This window comes from Mesorhizobium sp. M0678, assembly GCF_040320505.1.
Classification (GTDB): domain Bacteria; phylum Pseudomonadota; class Alphaproteobacteria; order Rhizobiales; family Rhizobiaceae; genus Mesorhizobium.
On record NZ_JAMYPT010000017.1, the window covers coordinates 94,269 to 110,989 of the forward strand.

Consider the following 16,721-nt stretch of genomic DNA (forward strand, 5'->3'; position numbering starts at 1 on the left):
TCGTGCTAGCCCCCAAGCCCGCTTGGTGAACAGGCCATATGATGCAGCTACGACTTCGAGTCGAGAGTTGCGTTGTGGACGACGTTCTCGTCCTCTGCCGTCTGCTGCAATACGTGGCAGCTGTGCCTGCGCCGGCCGGCGGCGCATTATCTTCGAAACAGGACCGGAGCGCCCACCGCCAGGCGCCCGGATCGTCGACGTGCAGAAGTTGTGGGCCGAACATCTACCAATGGCCGGAACTCGCGGCGCTGTCGATCCTGTTTCGCGAACGCCTGGTGTATTCCTTCGAGAGTCGGCCGCGCTTGTTCGACATTATCTCGCGCAGCATCGAAGGCGTCGCCGGCCTGATCCTGGGCCGGCGTCGCGGTCTGGCAGGTCGCTGCGCGCTGACCAGGCCCCGGATGGATTTCTGATTTGCGTCTGCCCATCCGGCCGGCGCATGGGCTGGCGGGAGAGGTTCGCTAGTTCAGGATCTGGGCAAGAAACAGTTTGCTGCGCTGGTGACGCGGATGCGAGAAGAATTCGGAGGGCGTGTTCATCTCGACGATCTCGCCCTGGTCCATGAAGACGACGCGGTCGGCGACCTGGCGGGCAAATCCCATCTCGTGCGTGACACACAGCATGGTCATGCCATCCCCAGCCAGCGCGACCATGGTGTCGAGCACTTCCTTGACCATTTCAGCATCGAGAGCGGAGGTCGGTTCGTCGAAGAGCATGATCTTCGGGCTCATACAGAGCGCACGGGCGATGGCGACGCGCTGCTGCTGGCCGCCGGACAACTGGCCGGGATATTTATGCGCCTGGTCCGGGATCTTCACCCGCTCCAGATAGTGCATGGCGGTCTGCTCGGCTTGCCCGCGCCGGATCCTGCGCACCCAGATCGGCGCCAGTGTCAGGTTTTCCAGAATGGTCAAATGCGGGAACAGGTTGAAGTGCTGGAACACCATGCCGATGTCACTGCGGATTACGTCGATCTGCTTCAAATCGTTGCTGAGTTCGACGCCTTCGACGACGATCTGCCCCTGCTGATGCTCCTCCAGCCGGTTGATGCAGCGGATCATCGTCGACTTGCCCGAGCCGGACGGACCGCAGATCACCAGCTTCTCGCCGCGATGGACGGTCAGGTTGATATTCTTCAGCACATGGAAGTTTCCGTACCACTTATTCATGCCGGTCATTTGGATAGCGGGCGGAGCGCTGGGATCGGGCATGGACGGAACGCGCGTTGGGGCGGACAATAACATCAAGGCATTTCCTAGTGGGCGGTCGGGCCGCGCCGCTCCAGGAAGTCGGCGAAGCGGGCGAACGAGAAGGAGAGCGCGAAGAAGATCGCGCCGATGAACAGGAATGTCTCGGCCGCCGGCGACGGCCAGTCCGGGTCAGCCAGCGCCGCTTTTCCGGAGCTGATCAGGTCGAAGAGACCGACGACCAGGACAAGGCTGGTGTTCTTGATCATGACGATGATGGTGTTGGCCAGCGCCGGGATCGCCATCCGGATCGCCTGCGGCAGGATGACGAGATATTGCGTGCGCCAGAAGGGCAGGCCGAGCGCTGCCGCAGCCTCGTACTGGCCATTCGGGATGGCCTGCAGGCCGCCGCGGATCACCTCGGCGAGATAAGCCGCGGCGAAGATGGTGAGCGCGACCAGCGCGCGCACGAATTTGTCGGGCAACAGGGCCTCGGGCAGGAACAGCGGCATCATGATCGACGCCACGAACAGGATGGACAGCAGCGGTAGTCCGCGCACCGATTCTATCAGGACCACGGCGCCGATGCGTATCGCTGGCATAGTCGAGCGCCTGGCCAGCGCCAAGAGAATGCCGACCGGGAAGGCGACGCCGATGGCAACGACGGTGAGGATGAGCGTCACCGGCAGGCCGCCCCAGGACGAGGTCGGAACCTCGGTCAGGCCGATGCCGCCGCCCATCAGCCAGAAGATCAGCACGAACGCTGCCACCCAGAGCGCCAGCAGCCGCAGGGCCCAACTGGCGGGCCGCACCGACCAGGCAAGCAGCGCCAGGATGAGCAGGCAGACGATCGCCGGGCGCCAGCGCTCGTCGAGCGGATAGATGCCGAACAGCAACTGCCCGGACTTGGCGTAGATGAAGCTCCAGCAGGCTCCGGTGGCAACCCGGCAGGCGCCTGGATTGGGGTCGAACAGCACGGCGTCGATTATTAGCCAGCGCAGCATCGGCGGTACCGTGGCGACGAGCAGAACGCCGAACAACAGCGTCAGGACGGCATTGAGCGGCGTGCCGAACAGGAGCATGGCTGACCGCCGCAAGGCGCCGAAGCGGATCTGTCCTGGCATTGGCTCGGCCGGAAGGGAAAGAGACAGGGCCTTCATGGTTCAGCGCTCCACGATGGCGATGCGACGGTTGTACCAATTGGCCGCGCTCGACAGGCTCAGGTTGAGGGCGAGATAGACGCCGAGGATGATGAAGACGCCCTCGATCGAATGGCTGGACTTGCTGATGATGGTGTTCATCACCGCAAGGAAGTCCGGATAGCCGACCGCGATCGCCAGCGTCGAATTCTTGACGACGTTGATGTATTGGCTGTTGAGCGGCGGGACGATCACCCGCAGCATCTGCGGGATGATGATCAGACGCAATATTTTGCCGCGTGGCAGGCCGAGCGAATGACCTGCATCCCACTGACCGCGGCCGACCGAAAGCACGCCGCCACGCACGATCTCGGCGACGAAGCCGGTGGTGTAGATGGTCAGCCCGATGAGGATGGTGCTGAGTTCGGGCGTCAGGTCCTTGCCGCCTTTGAAGTTCGACCCAGTGAAGGTCGGCCAGTCGACGGAGAACTTCGCATCGGCAAGCCAGAGCCCGGCAATGCCAACCGCGAGGATCGCCGGCGCGGTCAGCGGCGGCAACCATCCTCGTCGCGCCGCCGCCCAGCCAGCGGCCGCCAGTGCCAGGGCGAGAGCAATGACGAGCAATCCCGCGGCGGCGACGTCCATGCTGACTGCCGGCACCACAAAGCCGCGCATGGAGGCGTAAACGCCTGGCAGCGGATTGAGCGCTTCGCCGACCGGCGGCAGCACCTTCCACCACAGCGAGTAGAGAAAGATCAGAAGCACGATCGGCGGTGAATTGCGTGCAACCTCCACCCATACGCGGCAGGTGCCCGCCGCCAGGGGATTGCTGCTCAGCCGGGTGATGCCGACGACGAGGCCGAGCGCGGATGAAAAGACGATGACGAGCGCGGAGATGAAGACCGTATTGGCGAGCCCGGTCACGATCGCCCAGTAATACGGGTCCCGCGACTTATAGGTGAGGATCGCTTCGGAGATGACGATCCTGGATGGCATGGTCAGGAAATCGAAGCCGATCGGGATGCCGCGGGCCCTCAGATTGGCGAAGGTCGTGCTGACGAGCAGGGCAGCGAAAGCGGCAACCGCGGCTGCCAGGGCACACTGGATGATGATCGATCTGGTCTTGGCATCGCTCAGCATGTTGACCTCGAGGGTTCGCGGCGTTGGCAGGGAAGGGGAGCGCCGGGCCCGTTCCCCTCCATCATGCGGCTCAATCCCAGGGGAAAGGATAGTTGAGGCCCCCGTCCTTCCACAACGCGTTCAGACCGCGTTCGACCTTTAGCGGGCTGTCCTTGCCGAGATTGCGGTCCCAGATCTCGGCGTAGTTGCCCATTTGCTTGATGACGTTGTAGGCCCACTTATCGTCCAATCCGAGCGGCTTGCCGAAGCCGGGTTCCTCGCCGAGCACCCGTTTGACTTCCGGACTGCCCGACACAAGCTTTTCATCGATGTTCTGCGAGGTGATGCCGTTGGCCTCGGCCCAGAACAGGGCATTCAATGTCCAGCGCACGACGTCGAAGAGTTGATCGTCGCCGCGGGCGACCGCGACGCCATTGGGTTCGGCGGCTTTGCCGACCTTGATGATGTCGTAGTCGTCGGGGTTCTTGGCCACCGAAGCACGCTGTCCGGCTGCCGCAGTGCCGTCGGTGACGTATGAATCGCAGCGGCCGCCAAAGAAGGCGTCGCGCGCCTGAATGGTCGAGTCGTAATAGACTTTCTCCATCGCGATCCCGAACTCTTCCTCGGTTTCCTCGATCGCTTTCTCGGTCAGGCTGCCACCGCCTTGCAGGCAAACGGTCTTTCCGTCCAGCAGTTTGGGCTCGGTAATATTGTCGGCCTTGCGCACGAGCATGCCGTCCGTGTCGTAGAGATTGATCCAGACGAAGCGGACAACCGTATCGCGACTGTAGGTGATGGTGGATGTGCGCGACAGAACGTCGATCTCTCCGGTCTGCAGCGCAGGAAAACGCTGGCCTGCGTTAAGCGGCACGTAACGGATCTTCTCCTTGTCGCCGAGGATGGCGACCGCGAAAGTGCGGCAGATATCGGAATCGAAGCCGCGATAATACCCCTTCTCGTCGGGCCGGGAGAGACCGGGCACGCCCTGGCTGGCGCCGCAGCTGACATAGCCGCGTTCCTTGATCTGGTTGATAACCGCCTGCGCGCTGGCGTCCACGGCGCCCGAAGTCAGGCTGGCCAATCCTATCGCCAGACCCGTGAGCCATTTCAGACCTTGATGTTTCATAATCATTCCCCTTGTCGTTGAGTTGTCGTCATTCTGCGGCGTTGACGTCGGCCGCGGCGGTTCCGTTGCGCCGGGCTTCAGCAAAGAGTTCGAAGGCCTGGGAAAGGTCGGCCAGAAGATCTTCGAGCGCCTCAAGGCCGATCGACAGGCGCCAGACCGGGCCGGGCTTCAGCCAATCGAGGCTGGCGCGCCCTTTGCGCGGATCGCTGACGGCAATCAGCGAATGCACGCCGCCCCAGCTTGCGCCGAGCCTGAACAGCCGCAGGCTGCGCAGGACATCGGATTGCAGTGGCGCCAGTTCCGGCCGCAGCACGAAGGAGAACACGCCCGCCGATCCGGCGAAGTCACGCTTCCAGACCGCGTGGCCGGGATGGCCAGGCTCCGCGGGATGCAAGATCTGCGCGACTTCCTGGCGTTCCGATAGCCAGGCGAGGATCTTCCGCGCGGTGGCGTCGGCATGACGCATGCGCACCGGCATGGTCATCAGGCCACGCTCGCACAGCGCGCAATCCTCGGGCGAGACGCCATAGCCAAGGAAACGCGCTGTATCCTTCAGGCGCCGGAACAGGGCATGGTCATGCACTGCGAGCGAGCCCATCAAGAGGTCGCCGTGGCCGCCGGCGTGTTTGGAAAGCGCCTGCATCGAGATGTCGACGCCATGAGCGAGCGGCTTGAACAGCAGATGCGAGGCCCAGGTGTTGTCGGCCGCAACGAGCGCGCCGGCCTTGTGGGCCGCGGCCGTGATGGCTGGCACATCCTGAACTTCGAAGGTGGCTGAGCCAGGCGATTCTGCCCAGACCAGCCGCGTTCTGCCGTCGATCATGGCCGCGATACTTGCGTCCAGCCGTGGATCGTAGGAAACCGCCTCGATCCCGAGTGGGCCGAGAAAACGCTCGGCCATGTCGCGCGCCGGGCCATAGAGCGTCTCCGGGATCAGAACGCTTTCGCCGCCACGGCAGACAGCCATGGTCGCCAGCGTCATGGCCGCCATGCCCGACGGGAGGACGAGAGCCCGCGATCCGCATTCCAACACGGCGATATGATCTTCGAGCTGCCGGCTGGTCGGTGTGCCGTAAAGTCCGTAGCTGAACCCGTCGTACAGACGCTCGACGCGAAGCTCGAACGATTCCAGATCGTCAAAGACCACGGTCGAGGCTCGCTCGACCGGCATCGCCACCGCCTGGAACGGTTCCTCGGAGCGCTTGGGAGGATGGACATGTGAAGTGTCATCGCGTCGGTTCATAGGCGCAGCTTAGCCGGCTCACCCATTGCCATCTATGACCGCAGCGATAAAGTTAATTCGCTTTTGATATGGGCTGACTATGAACCTGCGCGACATCGATGTCTTCAACGCGATCATGATCACGCGCGGCGCCGGCGCGGCGGCCGCGCTGCTCGACACCTCGCAGCCGGCCATCAGCCGTTCGCTAGCCAAGCTAGAGGCCGAGCTCGGCTTCAGGCTTTTCGACCGCATTCGTGGCAGGCTGGTGCCGACACGCGAAGGGGAGTTGTTCCATGCCGAGGTGAAAGCCAACCTGGTCGGGCTCGACCGGCTGAAGCTGCGGGCGGCCCAGATCAAGGAGGTCGGCACCGGTACCATCCGCGTCGCCTCCCTGTCGGCACTCGGGCATGGGCTGGTGCCGCGCGCCATCGTAGCGTTCTCGCACCGGCATCCGCAGGTGCGAATCAGCTATCAGGTCCGCACCTCCAATATCGTGCGCGACCTGGTCGCCTCTGGCAGTTTCGATATCGGGCTCGCGGCCGACGAGGTCGACACCAGCGGCGTGCTGCACAGCGTCTTCACCACACCGCGCGCCGTCTGCGTGATGCCGAAGAACCACCGGCTGGCGCGGAAGCAGATAATCACACCGGCCGATCTCGCCGACGAGGCCTTCCTGGCATTGTCGCCGGAAGATACGGCGCGGCTCGCGATGGACAAGATCCTGGCCGCGCATGGGGTGCGACCGCGCATCCTGATCGAAACGCCCTACGGCCTGACCATCGCTATCCTTGCAGCGAAGGGCATGGGAATCGGCTTGGTCAATCCCTCCGTCATTGCGGACGGCATGATCGGCGGTATTTTGGCCAGGCCATTCGAGCCAGCCGTCAATTTCCGCGCGCTACTCCTGCGCCCGCCGGACGGCATCAATTCGACCTTGATCACCGACTTCATTGGCGAACTCTATGCCGCTCGCAATATGCTATCGAGCGAGGCATAGGGGCGTTGTCACGGCAACTGCGTGTCAGGGATCGCTGCGATAGATGCGGGGGATGAACACTTCGCAGATCAGCTACAAACGGCATCGGTTCCCACCCGAGATCATTGCCCACGCGCTGTGGCTGTATTATCGATTTCCGCTGAGCCTGCGTCATGTCGAAGAAATGCTGCTCGAGCGCGGCATCGTCGTTTCCTACGAGACGATCCGTCGCTGGGGCAGGAAGTTCGGGCCGGACTACGCCCGGCACCTGCGCCGCAAGCAGCCCAGTTGAAATGATATCTGGCACCTCGACGAAGTCGCCATCACGATCGCCGGCAAGAAGCATTGGTTATGGCGCGCCGTCGACCAGGACGGCTATGTGTTCGACGAGATCGTCCAGACCCGGCGCAACACCAAGGCCGCCAAGCGCTTGCTGATACGGCTGTTGAAGAAGCAGGGCCAGGTGCTCAAGCGCATGATCACCGACAAGCTCGGCTCCTATGGAGCAGCGCGGCGTCAGGTCATGATGGACATCGAGCACCGGTCGCACAAGGGCTTGAACAACAGAGCGGAGAATTCGCATGTGCCACTGCGAAAACGAGAGCGGATGATGCAAGGTTTTCGATCACCGGGGAGCCTCCAGCGTTTCGTCTCGACCTTCTCTGCAGCCCGCAATCTCTTCGTCCCGCCCCGTTCAAAACGCGCCCCCTTTCAGATCCATCTTCACCGCCTGAATGCCATGGCGCAATGGAAACCTGCTGCCGGCGTGATCGCCTGAAATCATTCCCAAAAGTCACAACCACAGCCCATCTCCGTCTATGTGACATCACCGCCGACGCAGGTCCGCAGCAGTACTTGTGCAAGAGATCATCGATTCAGGGTGGCGGCATCGGCTTGTCACCGAGTGTGCGCAAGTACGCGATCAGGTCGACCCGTTCGGTCTCGTCCGAGACACCAGGTATCTCCATCTTAACGCCCGGCGTGGTGAGCATGGGCCCGAAGAGATATCTGTTCAGGTCCTCTTACCTCCACACGCCTTCCCAGCCGAGCAAAGCGTCGGAGTAACGCATTTTTGCCATGGATGCCTTATCGCGGCCGACGACGCTCCACAAGTTCGGTCCCGTTTTGTTCCCTCCCAGTGGCTCGGCATTGTGGCAACGGTCACACGCGCGGGTGACGTAGGTCCGGCCTTTCTCGACATCGGCAGAAGCCAACTTCGTTGAGATCGGGGCCGGTGTTGGCAAGACGACGCCGTGCGACATGAGATAGTCGGCAACTTCGCGTTGCCCCTGGCGTTTTGCCAGATGGAGTGGTGTCTTGGCGCCGGGCTCGACTGTGCGGTCATGCAGCGCGCGCCAGGGGTATCCGAGGCGCTGCAATTGCTACGCGGCTACCTCTGCACACTCGAAAAGCATCCACTCAACGGTTCTGCGGAAGCCCGTGAGATCATCCGCCGGCACATCTTCGATCTCGTTTTGCTCGCCATCACACGCACGGCTCTTTGGGACAGACCAGTATGAGCGCGGTCGTCGCCGCGCGCCTGGCCGCCATAGTCGACTACATCACGGATTGACGGCAATCGTGGCATTCGCTCGCTCCGCGTCCGGCGGATTGGCGGCAGCGCCAGCTAAAGACGAGTAACGAAGGCCGCGGGGTGCGATTACCGATGAAGGCACGCCGTGATCAAAGACCCGATCCGGAGAAACGTCACTGCGAAGCACTTTCCGATACATCGGGCACGATGATGTAGCCCTGATCGATCAGTTGCAGCCTCGTTTCCTCGAAATGCCGCTTGAAGCCGCTCTTGATTTGCTCGGGTGGGTATCGCCAGCCATTCGCAAAGGCACGGCGCAAGAGATCGGAATAGACGCGGTCGCTGGCAAGCCTTACCGCTTCTATGGAGATTGGCGTTCCCACTGGCGTCGTTTCGCCGGAGAGACTTGGCGCGGTCGAAAGAGCCAGCACCAGCATGCCGGCGACTGCGGATGACTTTCTCATGGATGCCTCCTGACATTTTGCCTGGCCTGGACAGTGAACCGGGCAACGTGTTGTGGATCCGTGGATGCTAGGAGCGGCAACGACTTGGCGGGATCGTACAGATGGAGTGTTTTTGGTGTCGCATCTGTAGTATTTTCGCTGTGTCGCGAAATCGGTACGTTCCCGACCATACGCGCCGCGGATCGGAATGACGCAATGCTTGACGCAGTCGGCAATCCTCTGACCGGGCTTTCGGACCGGGAGCGGGTGGTCGCTGCGAAATTCGCCGAAGGCATGACCTATCGTGAGATCGGCGAGACGCTGTTCATCGCGCCGACCACCGTTCGAACCCATCTGTCGGTGGTCTATCGAAAGCTTGGCGTTAGCAGCAAAGTGGCGTTGGCAAGCCTGCTCTCGAGTGAGAGCCGGCAAGAGTCCGGACAAGCTCGTTTCGAGGGTCTGTCGCCCGGCGGCTCCGGGCCACCGGTCATCGCGGTCCTGCCCTTTGAAAATTTGAGCTCGGACGAGCGTTGGGGAAGGCTGGCCGACGGTTTGTCCGCCGATATTATTGTCGATCTCGCGCGTTACTCCGCCCTTGCGGTGATTGCCCGCCAGACGATGCTGATGTTCAAGGGAAGGCGCGATGATCTGCGCTCCATCGGTCGGGAGTTGAATGCCGACTATTTGCTCGAAGGGAGCCTTCAGGCTACCGGCGAGCAGTTCCGCATTTCGGTGCAGCTTGTCGATGTGAGGAGTGGTGCCGATCTTTGGGCGGCGCGATACGATCAATCGGCCGACAATCTGTTTGCTACGCAAGACATGGTCACCGAGAACGTCGTCAATGTCCTTGTCAGCTGCTGCGGCAAGCTTGCCCACCTTGGACGGGATGTCATCCGGCGCAAGCCGCCCGCCAGCCTGGGTGCCTATGACTACTATCTGCTCGGCGTCGAACAGCACAATGTGTTCACCCGCACCTCGAACGTGGAAGCAATCCGTCTCTTGTCGCGCGCAGTCGAACTCGATCCGGGGCTGGCGCGAGCCTGGTTGACGTTGGGATTTTCTTACGCCGTCGAAGCCTGGTACGCGAGTAATCCATCCGTCTCGCTGGAACGCTGGTACTCGTGCATGGAACAAGCTCTTTTGCTCGATCCGGGAGACAGCATGGCCCGTCAGGGCATGGCCGACATTCGCGCGGCGCGAGGCGACTTGGGAGCCGCTGCCGAGGAACTCGATCGCGCTTTGGCCGCCGCTCCAAACGATGCCGATACGCTGGCGATGATTGCCGGAAGCCGAGCACTGGTGACAGGTGATCCGCAGCAGGGCTGCGTGTTGATCCAGAGGGCTCTACGTCTCAACCCGCTAGCTCCGCTCTGGTACTTCAGCATGCTTGGTCGCACGAATTTCGTGGTCGGGCGCTACCGGGAGAGCGTCGTGGCGTTCCAGCAGAGCCCGCCCGATTCGCCGGCAACCCTGTTGTTCCAGTCGATGGGACATGCGATGCTCGACGAAGTACCACAGGCCGCGAAGATCGCCGCCCGATTGGCGAGCGAATTCCCCGGCTTTACCGTCGAGGGGTTCATCAGAACCTATCCGGTCACCAATCCTCCCGCGCTTGTCGCCATCCGCGAAGGTGCACGGCGGGCCGGATTGAGATAGCTTCTCCGCTAGCGCTTGCGGCCGGAGCCAGTTCTTGGATTGCGCTCCATTTCTTGCCAGCTTTCATCGATGAGTGCAAAATCGCACTCGTCAGAAAGACAGTTCTGAAGGCCGCCTGAAGAAGCACTGGAAATGTGGGTCAGGATCGCGACCTTATCGACCGTTCGTCTGTACGTCAGGATTTGGCGCTCCTTTCTCGTTCCAATCGGCGAGAGGGAAGGCAAAAAACACCCAACCAAGTCGTTTGACGCTCATTTAGGGCGTTCTCGAGGGCGGATGTTCGAACCAGCGGGACGCGCCATTTCGCGCCATTCGAGTCGCGCCTCCTAAGCCGACCTTCACGCACTGGCCGGAGTCGACCCTAAGCAGAAGCTCGCTTGCTCCGGGTCAATTCACGGCCATGACCCAAAGCTGTCATTCCGCCCGTACGTGTCGTAGCTTCTAATGGCTTGCCGATGGGAGGCGTCATATCCGAGCGCCCGATTGCCCTGACATAAGGCGCTGGTATTGTGTAGTTGATTGGGCTCCAAAGCGGAGCCGTCACACGTGGGAGGAGTCCGAGCGTGGTCGAGAGCGCCGTGCAGCGCCGTTTGGCCGCCATACTCGCTGCCGATGTGGTCGGTTACAGCCGGCTCATGGGCCATGACGAGATGGGCACGCTGACTACGCTGAGGGCGCTGCGAGCCGAGCTGGTCGATCCAAAGATCGCCGAACACATGGGTAGGATTTTCAAGGCGACCGGCGATGGGGTTCTGGCTGAGTTCCCCAGCGTTGTTAACGCCGTTGCCTGTGCGGTCGACATCCAGCGGCGGCTGGAGGCGCGCAACGCCGACATGCCAGAGGACCGCGCGATCCGACTGCGGATCGGGGTCAACCTGGGCGATGTCATCGTCGAGGGCGAGGACATCTTCGGAGACGGAGTGAACATTGCGGCTAGGCTTGAGAGCGTCGCCCCGGCCGGTGGCATAGCGGTGTCGGGCACAGTGCGTGACCACCTGGGCAACCGGCTCGATCTGCAGTTCGAGGATATGGGCGAGCAGGCGCTGAAGAACATCGAGCAGCTGGTGCGCGTTTGCCGAGTGCGCCCAGCCGATACCTCTGCCTTGGTGCGTCGCGCACTGTCGCTACCCGATAAGCCGTGGGTCGCCGTCTTGCCGTTTGTCAATATGAGCGGCGATCCAGAGCAGGAGTACTTCTCCGACGGCATCACAGAGGACATCATTACCGAACTTTCGCGCTTTCGGTCGCTGTCCGTCATCGCCCGCAATTCCTCGTTCACCTACAAGGGACGGACGATGAAGATCCCCGACGTGGCGCGCGACTTGGGCGTGACCTATGTACTCGAGGGAAGCGTTCGTCGCGCCGGGAATCGTCTGCGCATAACCGCGCAGCTCATCGACGCTGAGACCGGCAGCCACATCTGGGCGGAGCGCTATGATCGAGAAATTGCCGATATGTTTGCGGTTCAGGACGAGATAACCCAGAGGATCGTGGGCATGCTGGCCGTGGGCCTCGAAGACGATTCCTTGGAACGCGCTAAGCGTAAGCACCCTGAAAACCTCATCGCCTATGACCATTGGTTGCGCGGCAAACATCTCTTGTGGACGGTGGGTCAGAACAATCTTGAAGCGCGCCAACACTTCGAAAAGGCTGCTGCCACAGACCCAAGCTTTTCGCGCGCCTATTCCGGTTTAGCGGTGACCTACCAGATGGAAGCGCTTGATTTGCTAATTGCGGCAGAAGGTAGAGGCGCTTATGACATGGCCTTTGATTGCGCCAAACGGGCCCTCGCGCTCGATGAAGCCGATTATCAAGCCCACATCGCGCTGGCATGGCCTTGCCTCTATCGGGGCGACTATGAGCGCATGAAGAAACATGTGGATCGCGCCATCATGTTCAACCCTAACGATGCCGACAGCCTCGCCAATGCCAGCTACATGCTCGCAATGTATGGAGAAGGGGAAAAGGCGGTTGCCTGCGGCGAAGCGGCAATGCGTCTCAATCCACGATACCCCGATTGGTATATCGCCTTTCAGGCGACTGCCCTATTTACCGCAAGGCGGTATCCCGAGGCCCTAGCCGCGCGGATCAGAGTCCCCGACTACTTTATCGATTCGACTTTTTTCGGCGCAGCTATACTTGCCAAGCTTGATAGGCTTGCCGAGGCAAAGCTATGGGCGGAAAAAGCAGTAGCGAGGCTGAAAGCAAGGCCGGGGGGCGTTGAGCAAGCAGCCAAAGGATGCATCCAGCTTCTGCTCGACAACAACCCATTCCGTCGTCAAGAAGATCGTGATCACTTCGCAGAGGCGATGCGCATGGCTGGCGTGCCCGGATAGCCGCTTCGATCCATTCCGGCTGATGTACGTCGAACAGAGTGTTTAGGAGGTAGTGGTGAAAGCACTCACTTTACTGATGGTGAATGACTACCCCGACTATATCGACGCGGGGGAGTGGGCGCGATCTCTCAAGGCGCGCGTTTCGGGCCTCGACTTCCGGTTATGGCCCCATCACGGCGATCCCGGCGACATTGACTTGGTGCTGATCGATAAGGGTACGCCGCGCAGGTTTTTTGAAGGTATGACGCGATTGCGTGCAGTTGCCTATCTCGGCGCGGGCATAGACGGCTTGCAACTGGGTGAGCTGCCTGCGGGCGTTGGCGTCGTACGTTTGGCGACCCGCGAACTTGCCTCTGAGGTTGTGCAGTACATTGTTCTCAGAGTACTGTGCCGGCAACGCCATGTCGTTGAATATGCTCTCCAACAGACCCAGAAGAGATGGCGCCCGATCGCGCCACGGAAGACCAGCGAGACCCGCATCGTTATCCTTGGGGCTGGGCGTATCGGTGGATGGGCCGCGCGACTCTTCGCCGAGCTGGGATATCGCACGGCGGCATGGTCCCGCAACCCTAAGCAAATCGCCGATGTGGCCTGTTACGCTGGTGCCCCAGCGCTTAAGGAGGCCTTGGCTGAACGAGACTTCGTCGTGTGCGCGCTGCCGCTGACCACCGAAACTCGAGGAATACTTAATTCCGAAACTTTCCGTCTGATGAAGCGCGGCGCCTACCTCGTTAATGTCGGACGCGGAGCACACGTCGACGAGGCTGCACTTCTGCACGCCATTGACGCTGGGCAACTGTCAGGCGCCTGCCTCGATGTTTTTACCTCGGAACCGCTCGACCAGGCGAGTCCGCTATGGGCCCATCCGAAGGTGACCATCACACCACATGTGGCAAGCTATTGGGTCGATTCGGGCATAGCGCAGGTGGCAGGTCTGTGCGAGCAGATCAAGTTGGGCAATGACATCACCAATCTCGTAAATCTTGAGCGGGGCTACTAAGGGCCCGTATGGCAATAACTGCTTCAGTTCCTTGACGGGATTCGGCCAATTGCCGCGGCCTAATAAACCTAATCGATTCGAAAATTTCTGTACGGACCCTAAGTGCGGGCTAAGAATCCACTCTTAGTCCGTTAATGGCGCTGCCTGCTCGTTCCGCTCGACGAGACAGACGGCAGAGAACCACCCAACCAAGCCGTTTGACCCGCACTGGCGGCTGCTGAGTAGGCGAAGTCCGCATCGCCTCGATCGCGCCAAGAGCGGACATGCGCCTTAGTCGTTCGTGAGAGGCAGCCGCCCAGTGGCACGCCGCTCCGCCGCCGCCAGGGCCGCTGGAGCCCGATCTGCGCCAATGACCTGACCTCCGCTGCCAACCATCTCGGAAACCAGGAATGTAACGTCACCCGCGCCACAGCCCACGTCGAGCACGCGCATCCCGGGGCTCATGCCCGCAGAGAGCAAGATTCTTCGCGTGATCGGGTTAATGATGCCCGCCTGATGGCTGAGACGCCTGATCTCGCGATCGGAATGGACGAGAATATACGGGACGTGAACGTCGGCACCAGCGCCACCGGCGACTTCCATGGCCTGCCTCCCCTCATACGACTGTTCCCCAAATGGGGCATCGTGCTGGTCGACGACTATGCGCCGATGCGGCAGCCAGTCAACGAGACTCGCTGTCCACCTCAATGCGAATGTCGCTTCAGGGTCACGACCGCCGGTTCCGCTAAAGGTCAGCTTTCGGGCCGCCAAATCGCCCCGGGAAGGGTGGGTTCGGGTCATGGGCGTGAATTCGCCCTCGACGAACGAACTTCCGCTCGGGGTCGTCTTTGCCCGTTGGCGCGCTGTCGCAAATTTGGGCGCCGCCGCATCACGATTGGACCCTCAATCTTTCGCCATTCAACTCTGCTTGACCCCCCTAGCAACCGCGGCGCAGTGTTGCCATGCGTGCGTAATATGCGCAGTCCAATTGGGGTCGTCCTTGGTGAGTGCAGCGGACGTCAATACGGGCAGCCATCGTGACATCAAGCGCCAAGGATCTCATCGCCAAGGGCTATATCGGCGAACTGTCCACCCATTCGCGCGGCTCGACAGTCGAGGTCGCGATCGCGCGGACCGACCACAAGAGCGCGCCGAAACCGGCCTGCGGCGCGACCGATGTCGATATGCTCGATTTCGGCACTGGCTTCGAGTGTTCGACCCGGCGAGCGAAACGGCTCACCGACCGCTCGCCAGTGAAGTAGCGGCAAACCGCGAAAGACTTGTCGAGGCGATGCGCGCCGGCGGCTTCAACAATTATGCGCGCGAATGGTGGCATTTCACGCTGGAAAACGAGCCGTTTCCAAGAGAACGCTTCAACTTTCCCGTCGGCGCCGAGTAGCTCCGCCGGCCACCGTGGGATGAAACCCTCGTTGCCCCTGCGCGGCCATTGCCGAAGGGCTGGCGGTTTCTAATTATCGCCTCCGGGAGCCCAGGATCCCGAGTCACGCTGTGTGAGGAAAAACATTCCTCCTTTAGAGTAAAATAGGCGAAAAATTGCTTCAATAGGCCAAAAAAGGCAACATTGAATGCATCTAAATTCTATCAATTCGGTAGATTTGGCGCGAGTTCAACGGAGGCGGAAATGACCAAACCTCATTTCAGGAAACTGCTCGGCGCGCTGGTCGCCACATCTGTCCAGTTCGGCACGCTCGGTTTCGCGTTTGCCGACACCACCATTCTCAACGTGTCCTATGACCCGACGCGTGAGCTCTACAAGCAATTCGACGAGGCCTTCGCCGCTCACTGGGAGGGCGAGACGGGCGAGACCGTCACCGTCCAGCAGTCGCATGGCGGGTCGGGCGCGCAGGCTCGCGCCGTGATCGACGGCCTCGACGCCGACGTGGTGACGCTGGGGCTGCAAGGCGACATCGACGCGATCGTCTCGAAAACGAAGAAGATCAATCCCGACTGGCGGACGAAGTTCGAGAACAATTCGGCTCCTTATACCTCGACCATCGTCCTCCTCGTCCGCAAGGGCAACCCGAAGGGCATTCACGATTTTGGCGATCTCACAAAGGACAGCGTCCAGGTGATCACGTCCAATCCCAAGACCTCCGGTGGTGGCCGGTGGGCCTACCTCGCGGCCTGGGCCTGGGCCAACACCAACGATGGCGGCGATGAAGCCAAGACCAAGGAATTCGTCGGCAACCTCTATTCCCATGTTCCGGTGCTTGACACCGGCGCGCGTGGCTCTACCGTGACCTTCGCGCAAAAGGGCCTTGGCGACGTGCTGATCGCCTGGGAAAACGAGGCCTATCTGGCGCTGGACGAGTTCGGCGCCGATCAGTTCGAAATCGTCATCCCGCCGACCTCGATCCTCGCCGAACCGCCGGTCGCCGTTGTCGACGCCAATGTCGATGCCAAGGGCACACGCAAAGTTGCCGAAGCCTATCTGGGCTATCTCTATTCCAAGGAAGGCCAGACGATCATCGCCAAGAACCACTACCGTCCGGCGAAGCCCGACCTGGTGCCTGCGGAGGATTTCGCCAAACTGCCGGAAATCAAGCGGATCAGCATCGACGATCCAATTTTCGGCGGATGGACGAAGGCGCAGCCTTACCATTTCGGCGACGGTGGTATATTCGACCAGATCTACAAGCCAGCGCAGTAAGATAAAATCTAGATCAGGACGACACCCGCCAAGGCGAGGTAGCGATTCAGGCAGCCGAGCGTCATTCCGGGTTTCGGATTGACGCTCGGCTTCTCGCTTGCCTACCTCACGCCATCATCCTCATCCCCCTCTCAGGGTTGGTCTGGCGATCGGCGGCGCTCGGCTGGACCGATTTCTGGGCGATCGTCACCGATCGCCGTACCATCAACGCGCTTGAAATCAGCTTCGGTACCGCCTTCATTGCCGCCGCCGTCAACGTCGTCTTCGGCACGATCGTCGCGTGGGTGCTGGTGCGCTACAGCTTTCCAGGCCGCCGCATCGCCGATGCCATGG

At 61.2% G+C, this 16,721-nt stretch carries 16 protein-coding genes and 2 pseudogenes; 11 read left to right on the top strand and 7 right to left on the bottom strand.

What is annotated here, in order from left to right; translation table 11 throughout:
• Positions 1-74 precede the first annotated feature (74 nt).
• Positions 75-413, top strand: a complete 339-nt coding sequence (locus NKI29_RS25010) for a hypothetical protein (protein ID WP_352453299.1) — start codon at positions 75-77, stop codon at positions 411-413.
• Between the two features lie 48 nt (positions 414-461).
• Here the strand turns inward: NKI29_RS25010 and NKI29_RS25015 are convergent, their stop codons facing one another.
• From NKI29_RS25015 to NKI29_RS25035, 5 genes are all read right to left on the bottom strand, one after another.
• Positions 462-1,211, bottom strand: coding sequence for an amino acid ABC transporter ATP-binding protein (locus NKI29_RS25015; protein WP_502894626.1), 750 nt, complete (start codon positions 1,209-1,211; stop codon positions 462-464).
• Between the two features lie 44 nt (positions 1,212-1,255).
• A complete protein-coding gene (locus NKI29_RS25020) occupies positions 1,256-2,347 on the bottom strand; it encodes an amino acid ABC transporter permease (RefSeq protein ID WP_352725073.1) in 1,092 nt (363 codons plus the stop codon).
• 3 nt (positions 2,348-2,350) lie between these two features.
• Positions 2,351-3,466 (bottom strand): amino acid ABC transporter permease, encoded by a 1,116-nt coding sequence (locus tag NKI29_RS25025; protein WP_352725071.1) that lies wholly within the window; start codon positions 3,464-3,466, stop codon positions 2,351-2,353.
• Positions 3,467-3,536: 70 nt separating this feature from the next.
• On the bottom strand, positions 3,537-4,571 hold the full coding sequence (locus tag NKI29_RS25030; RefSeq protein ID WP_352797486.1) for a transporter substrate-binding domain-containing protein: 1,035 nt from the start codon (positions 4,569-4,571) through the stop codon (positions 3,537-3,539).
• Between the two features lie 28 nt (positions 4,572-4,599).
• Complete coding sequence (locus tag NKI29_RS25035) at positions 4,600-5,814, bottom strand: trans-sulfuration enzyme family protein (RefSeq protein ID WP_352725067.1); 1,215 nt, start codon at positions 5,812-5,814, stop codon at positions 4,600-4,602.
• A 79-nt stretch (positions 5,815-5,893) separates the two neighbouring features.
• Here NKI29_RS25035 and NKI29_RS25040 point away from each other — a divergent pair, with 79 nt between their 5' ends.
• From NKI29_RS25040 to NKI29_RS25050, 3 genes and pseudogenes are all read left to right on the top strand, one after another.
• Positions 5,894-6,790, top strand: coding sequence for a LysR family transcriptional regulator (locus tag NKI29_RS25040; RefSeq protein WP_352725065.1), 897 nt, complete (start codon positions 5,894-5,896; stop codon positions 6,788-6,790).
• Between the two features lie 52 nt (positions 6,791-6,842).
• Positions 6,843-7,547, top strand: a pseudogene (locus NKI29_RS25045) (IS6 family transposase).
• A gap of 475 nt (positions 7,548-8,022) precedes the next feature.
• Positions 8,023-8,289 carry a hypothetical protein gene (locus NKI29_RS25050; protein ID WP_352725063.1) on the top strand — a complete coding sequence of 89 codons (267 nt, stop codon included), beginning with the start codon at positions 8,023-8,025 and terminating at the stop codon, positions 8,287-8,289.
• Between the two features lie 187 nt (positions 8,290-8,476).
• Here NKI29_RS25050 and NKI29_RS25055 read toward each other — a convergent pair whose 3' ends face one another.
• Entirely contained in the window at positions 8,477-8,767 is a 291-nt protein-coding gene (locus tag NKI29_RS25055; protein ID WP_352797488.1) for a hypothetical protein, read from the bottom strand.
• Positions 8,768-8,800: 33 nt separating this feature from the next.
• On the opposite strand from NKI29_RS25055, the gene NKI29_RS25060 reads away from it, so the two are divergent.
• The 3 genes from NKI29_RS25060 to NKI29_RS25070 all read left to right on the top strand — a co-directional run bounded on the left by NKI29_RS25060 (position 8,801) and on the right by NKI29_RS25070 (position 13,738).
• Complete coding sequence (locus NKI29_RS25060; protein WP_352797490.1) at positions 8,801-10,402, top strand: LuxR C-terminal-related transcriptional regulator; 1,602 nt, start codon at positions 8,801-8,803, stop codon at positions 10,400-10,402.
• Between the two features lie 563 nt (positions 10,403-10,965).
• Positions 10,966-12,738 carry an adenylate/guanylate cyclase domain-containing protein gene (locus tag NKI29_RS25065; protein WP_352797492.1) on the top strand — a complete coding sequence of 591 codons (1,773 nt, stop codon included), beginning with the start codon at positions 10,966-10,968 and terminating at the stop codon, positions 12,736-12,738.
• A gap of 55 nt (positions 12,739-12,793) precedes the next feature.
• Positions 12,794-13,738 carry an NAD(P)-dependent oxidoreductase gene (locus NKI29_RS25070; RefSeq protein ID WP_352457236.1) on the top strand — a complete coding sequence of 315 codons (945 nt, stop codon included), beginning with the start codon at positions 12,794-12,796 and terminating at the stop codon, positions 13,736-13,738.
• A 270-nt stretch (positions 13,739-14,008) separates the two neighbouring features.
• On the opposite strand, the gene NKI29_RS25075 is transcribed toward NKI29_RS25070, so the two are convergent.
• On the bottom strand, positions 14,009-14,320 hold the full coding sequence (locus NKI29_RS25075; protein ID WP_352797495.1) for a methyltransferase domain-containing protein: 312 nt from the start codon (positions 14,318-14,320) through the stop codon (positions 14,009-14,011).
• Between the two features lie 434 nt (positions 14,321-14,754).
• On the opposite strand from NKI29_RS25075, the gene NKI29_RS25080 reads away from it, so the two are divergent.
• The 4 genes and pseudogenes from NKI29_RS25080 to NKI29_RS25095 all read left to right on the top strand — a co-directional run.
• On the top strand, positions 14,755-14,979 hold the full coding sequence (locus tag NKI29_RS25080) for a M15 family metallopeptidase domain-containing protein (RefSeq protein ID WP_352579813.1): 225 nt from the start codon (positions 14,755-14,757) through the stop codon (positions 14,977-14,979).
• Between the two features lie 29 nt (positions 14,980-15,008).
• Positions 15,009-15,116 (top strand): M15 family metallopeptidase, encoded by a 108-nt coding sequence (locus NKI29_RS25085; protein WP_023722474.1) that lies wholly within the window; start codon positions 15,009-15,011, stop codon positions 15,114-15,116.
• 243 nt (positions 15,117-15,359) lie between these two features.
• On the top strand, positions 15,360-16,388 hold the full coding sequence (locus tag NKI29_RS25090) for a sulfate ABC transporter substrate-binding protein (RefSeq protein WP_352797497.1): 1,029 nt from the start codon (positions 15,360-15,362) through the stop codon (positions 16,386-16,388).
• A 63-nt stretch (positions 16,389-16,451) separates the two neighbouring features.
• Positions 16,452-16,721, top strand: a pseudogene (locus NKI29_RS25095) (molybdate ABC transporter permease subunit); the annotation flags it as partial.

Excerpts from the sequence above, each read along its gene's own strand:
- NKI29_RS25015 (WP_502894626.1), bottom strand. The coding sequence starts at position 1,211 with ATGCCCGATCCCAGCGCTCCGCCCGCTATCCAAATGACCGGCATGAAT.
- NKI29_RS25020 (WP_352725073.1), bottom strand. The coding sequence starts at position 2,347 with ATGAAGGCCCTGTCTCTTTCCCTTCCGGCCGAGCCAATGCCAGGACAG.
- NKI29_RS25025 (WP_352725071.1), bottom strand. The coding sequence starts at position 3,466 with ATGCTGAGCGATGCCAAGACCAGATCGATCATCATCCAGTGTGCCCTG.
- NKI29_RS25030 (WP_352797486.1), bottom strand. The coding sequence starts at position 4,571 with ATGAAACATCAAGGTCTGAAATGGCTCACGGGTCTGGCGATAGGATTG.
- NKI29_RS25035 (WP_352725067.1), bottom strand. The coding sequence starts at position 5,814 with ATGAACCGACGCGATGACACTTCACATGTCCATCCTCCCAAGCGCTCC.
- NKI29_RS25040 (WP_352725065.1), top strand. The coding sequence starts at position 5,894 with ATGAACCTGCGCGACATCGATGTCTTCAACGCGATCATGATCACGCGC.
- NKI29_RS25055 (WP_352797488.1), bottom strand. The coding sequence starts at position 8,767 with ATGAGAAAGTCATCCGCAGTCGCCGGCATGCTGGTGCTGGCTCTTTCG.
- NKI29_RS25075 (WP_352797495.1), bottom strand. The coding sequence starts at position 14,320 with ATGGAAGTCGCCGGTGGCGCTGGTGCCGACGTTCACGTCCCGTATATT.
- NKI29_RS25085 (WP_023722474.1), top strand. The coding sequence starts at position 15,009 with ATGCGCGCCGGCGGCTTCAACAATTATGCGCGCGAATGGTGGCATTTC.
- NKI29_RS25090 (WP_352797497.1), top strand. The coding sequence starts at position 15,360 with ATGACCAAACCTCATTTCAGGAAACTGCTCGGCGCGCTGGTCGCCACA.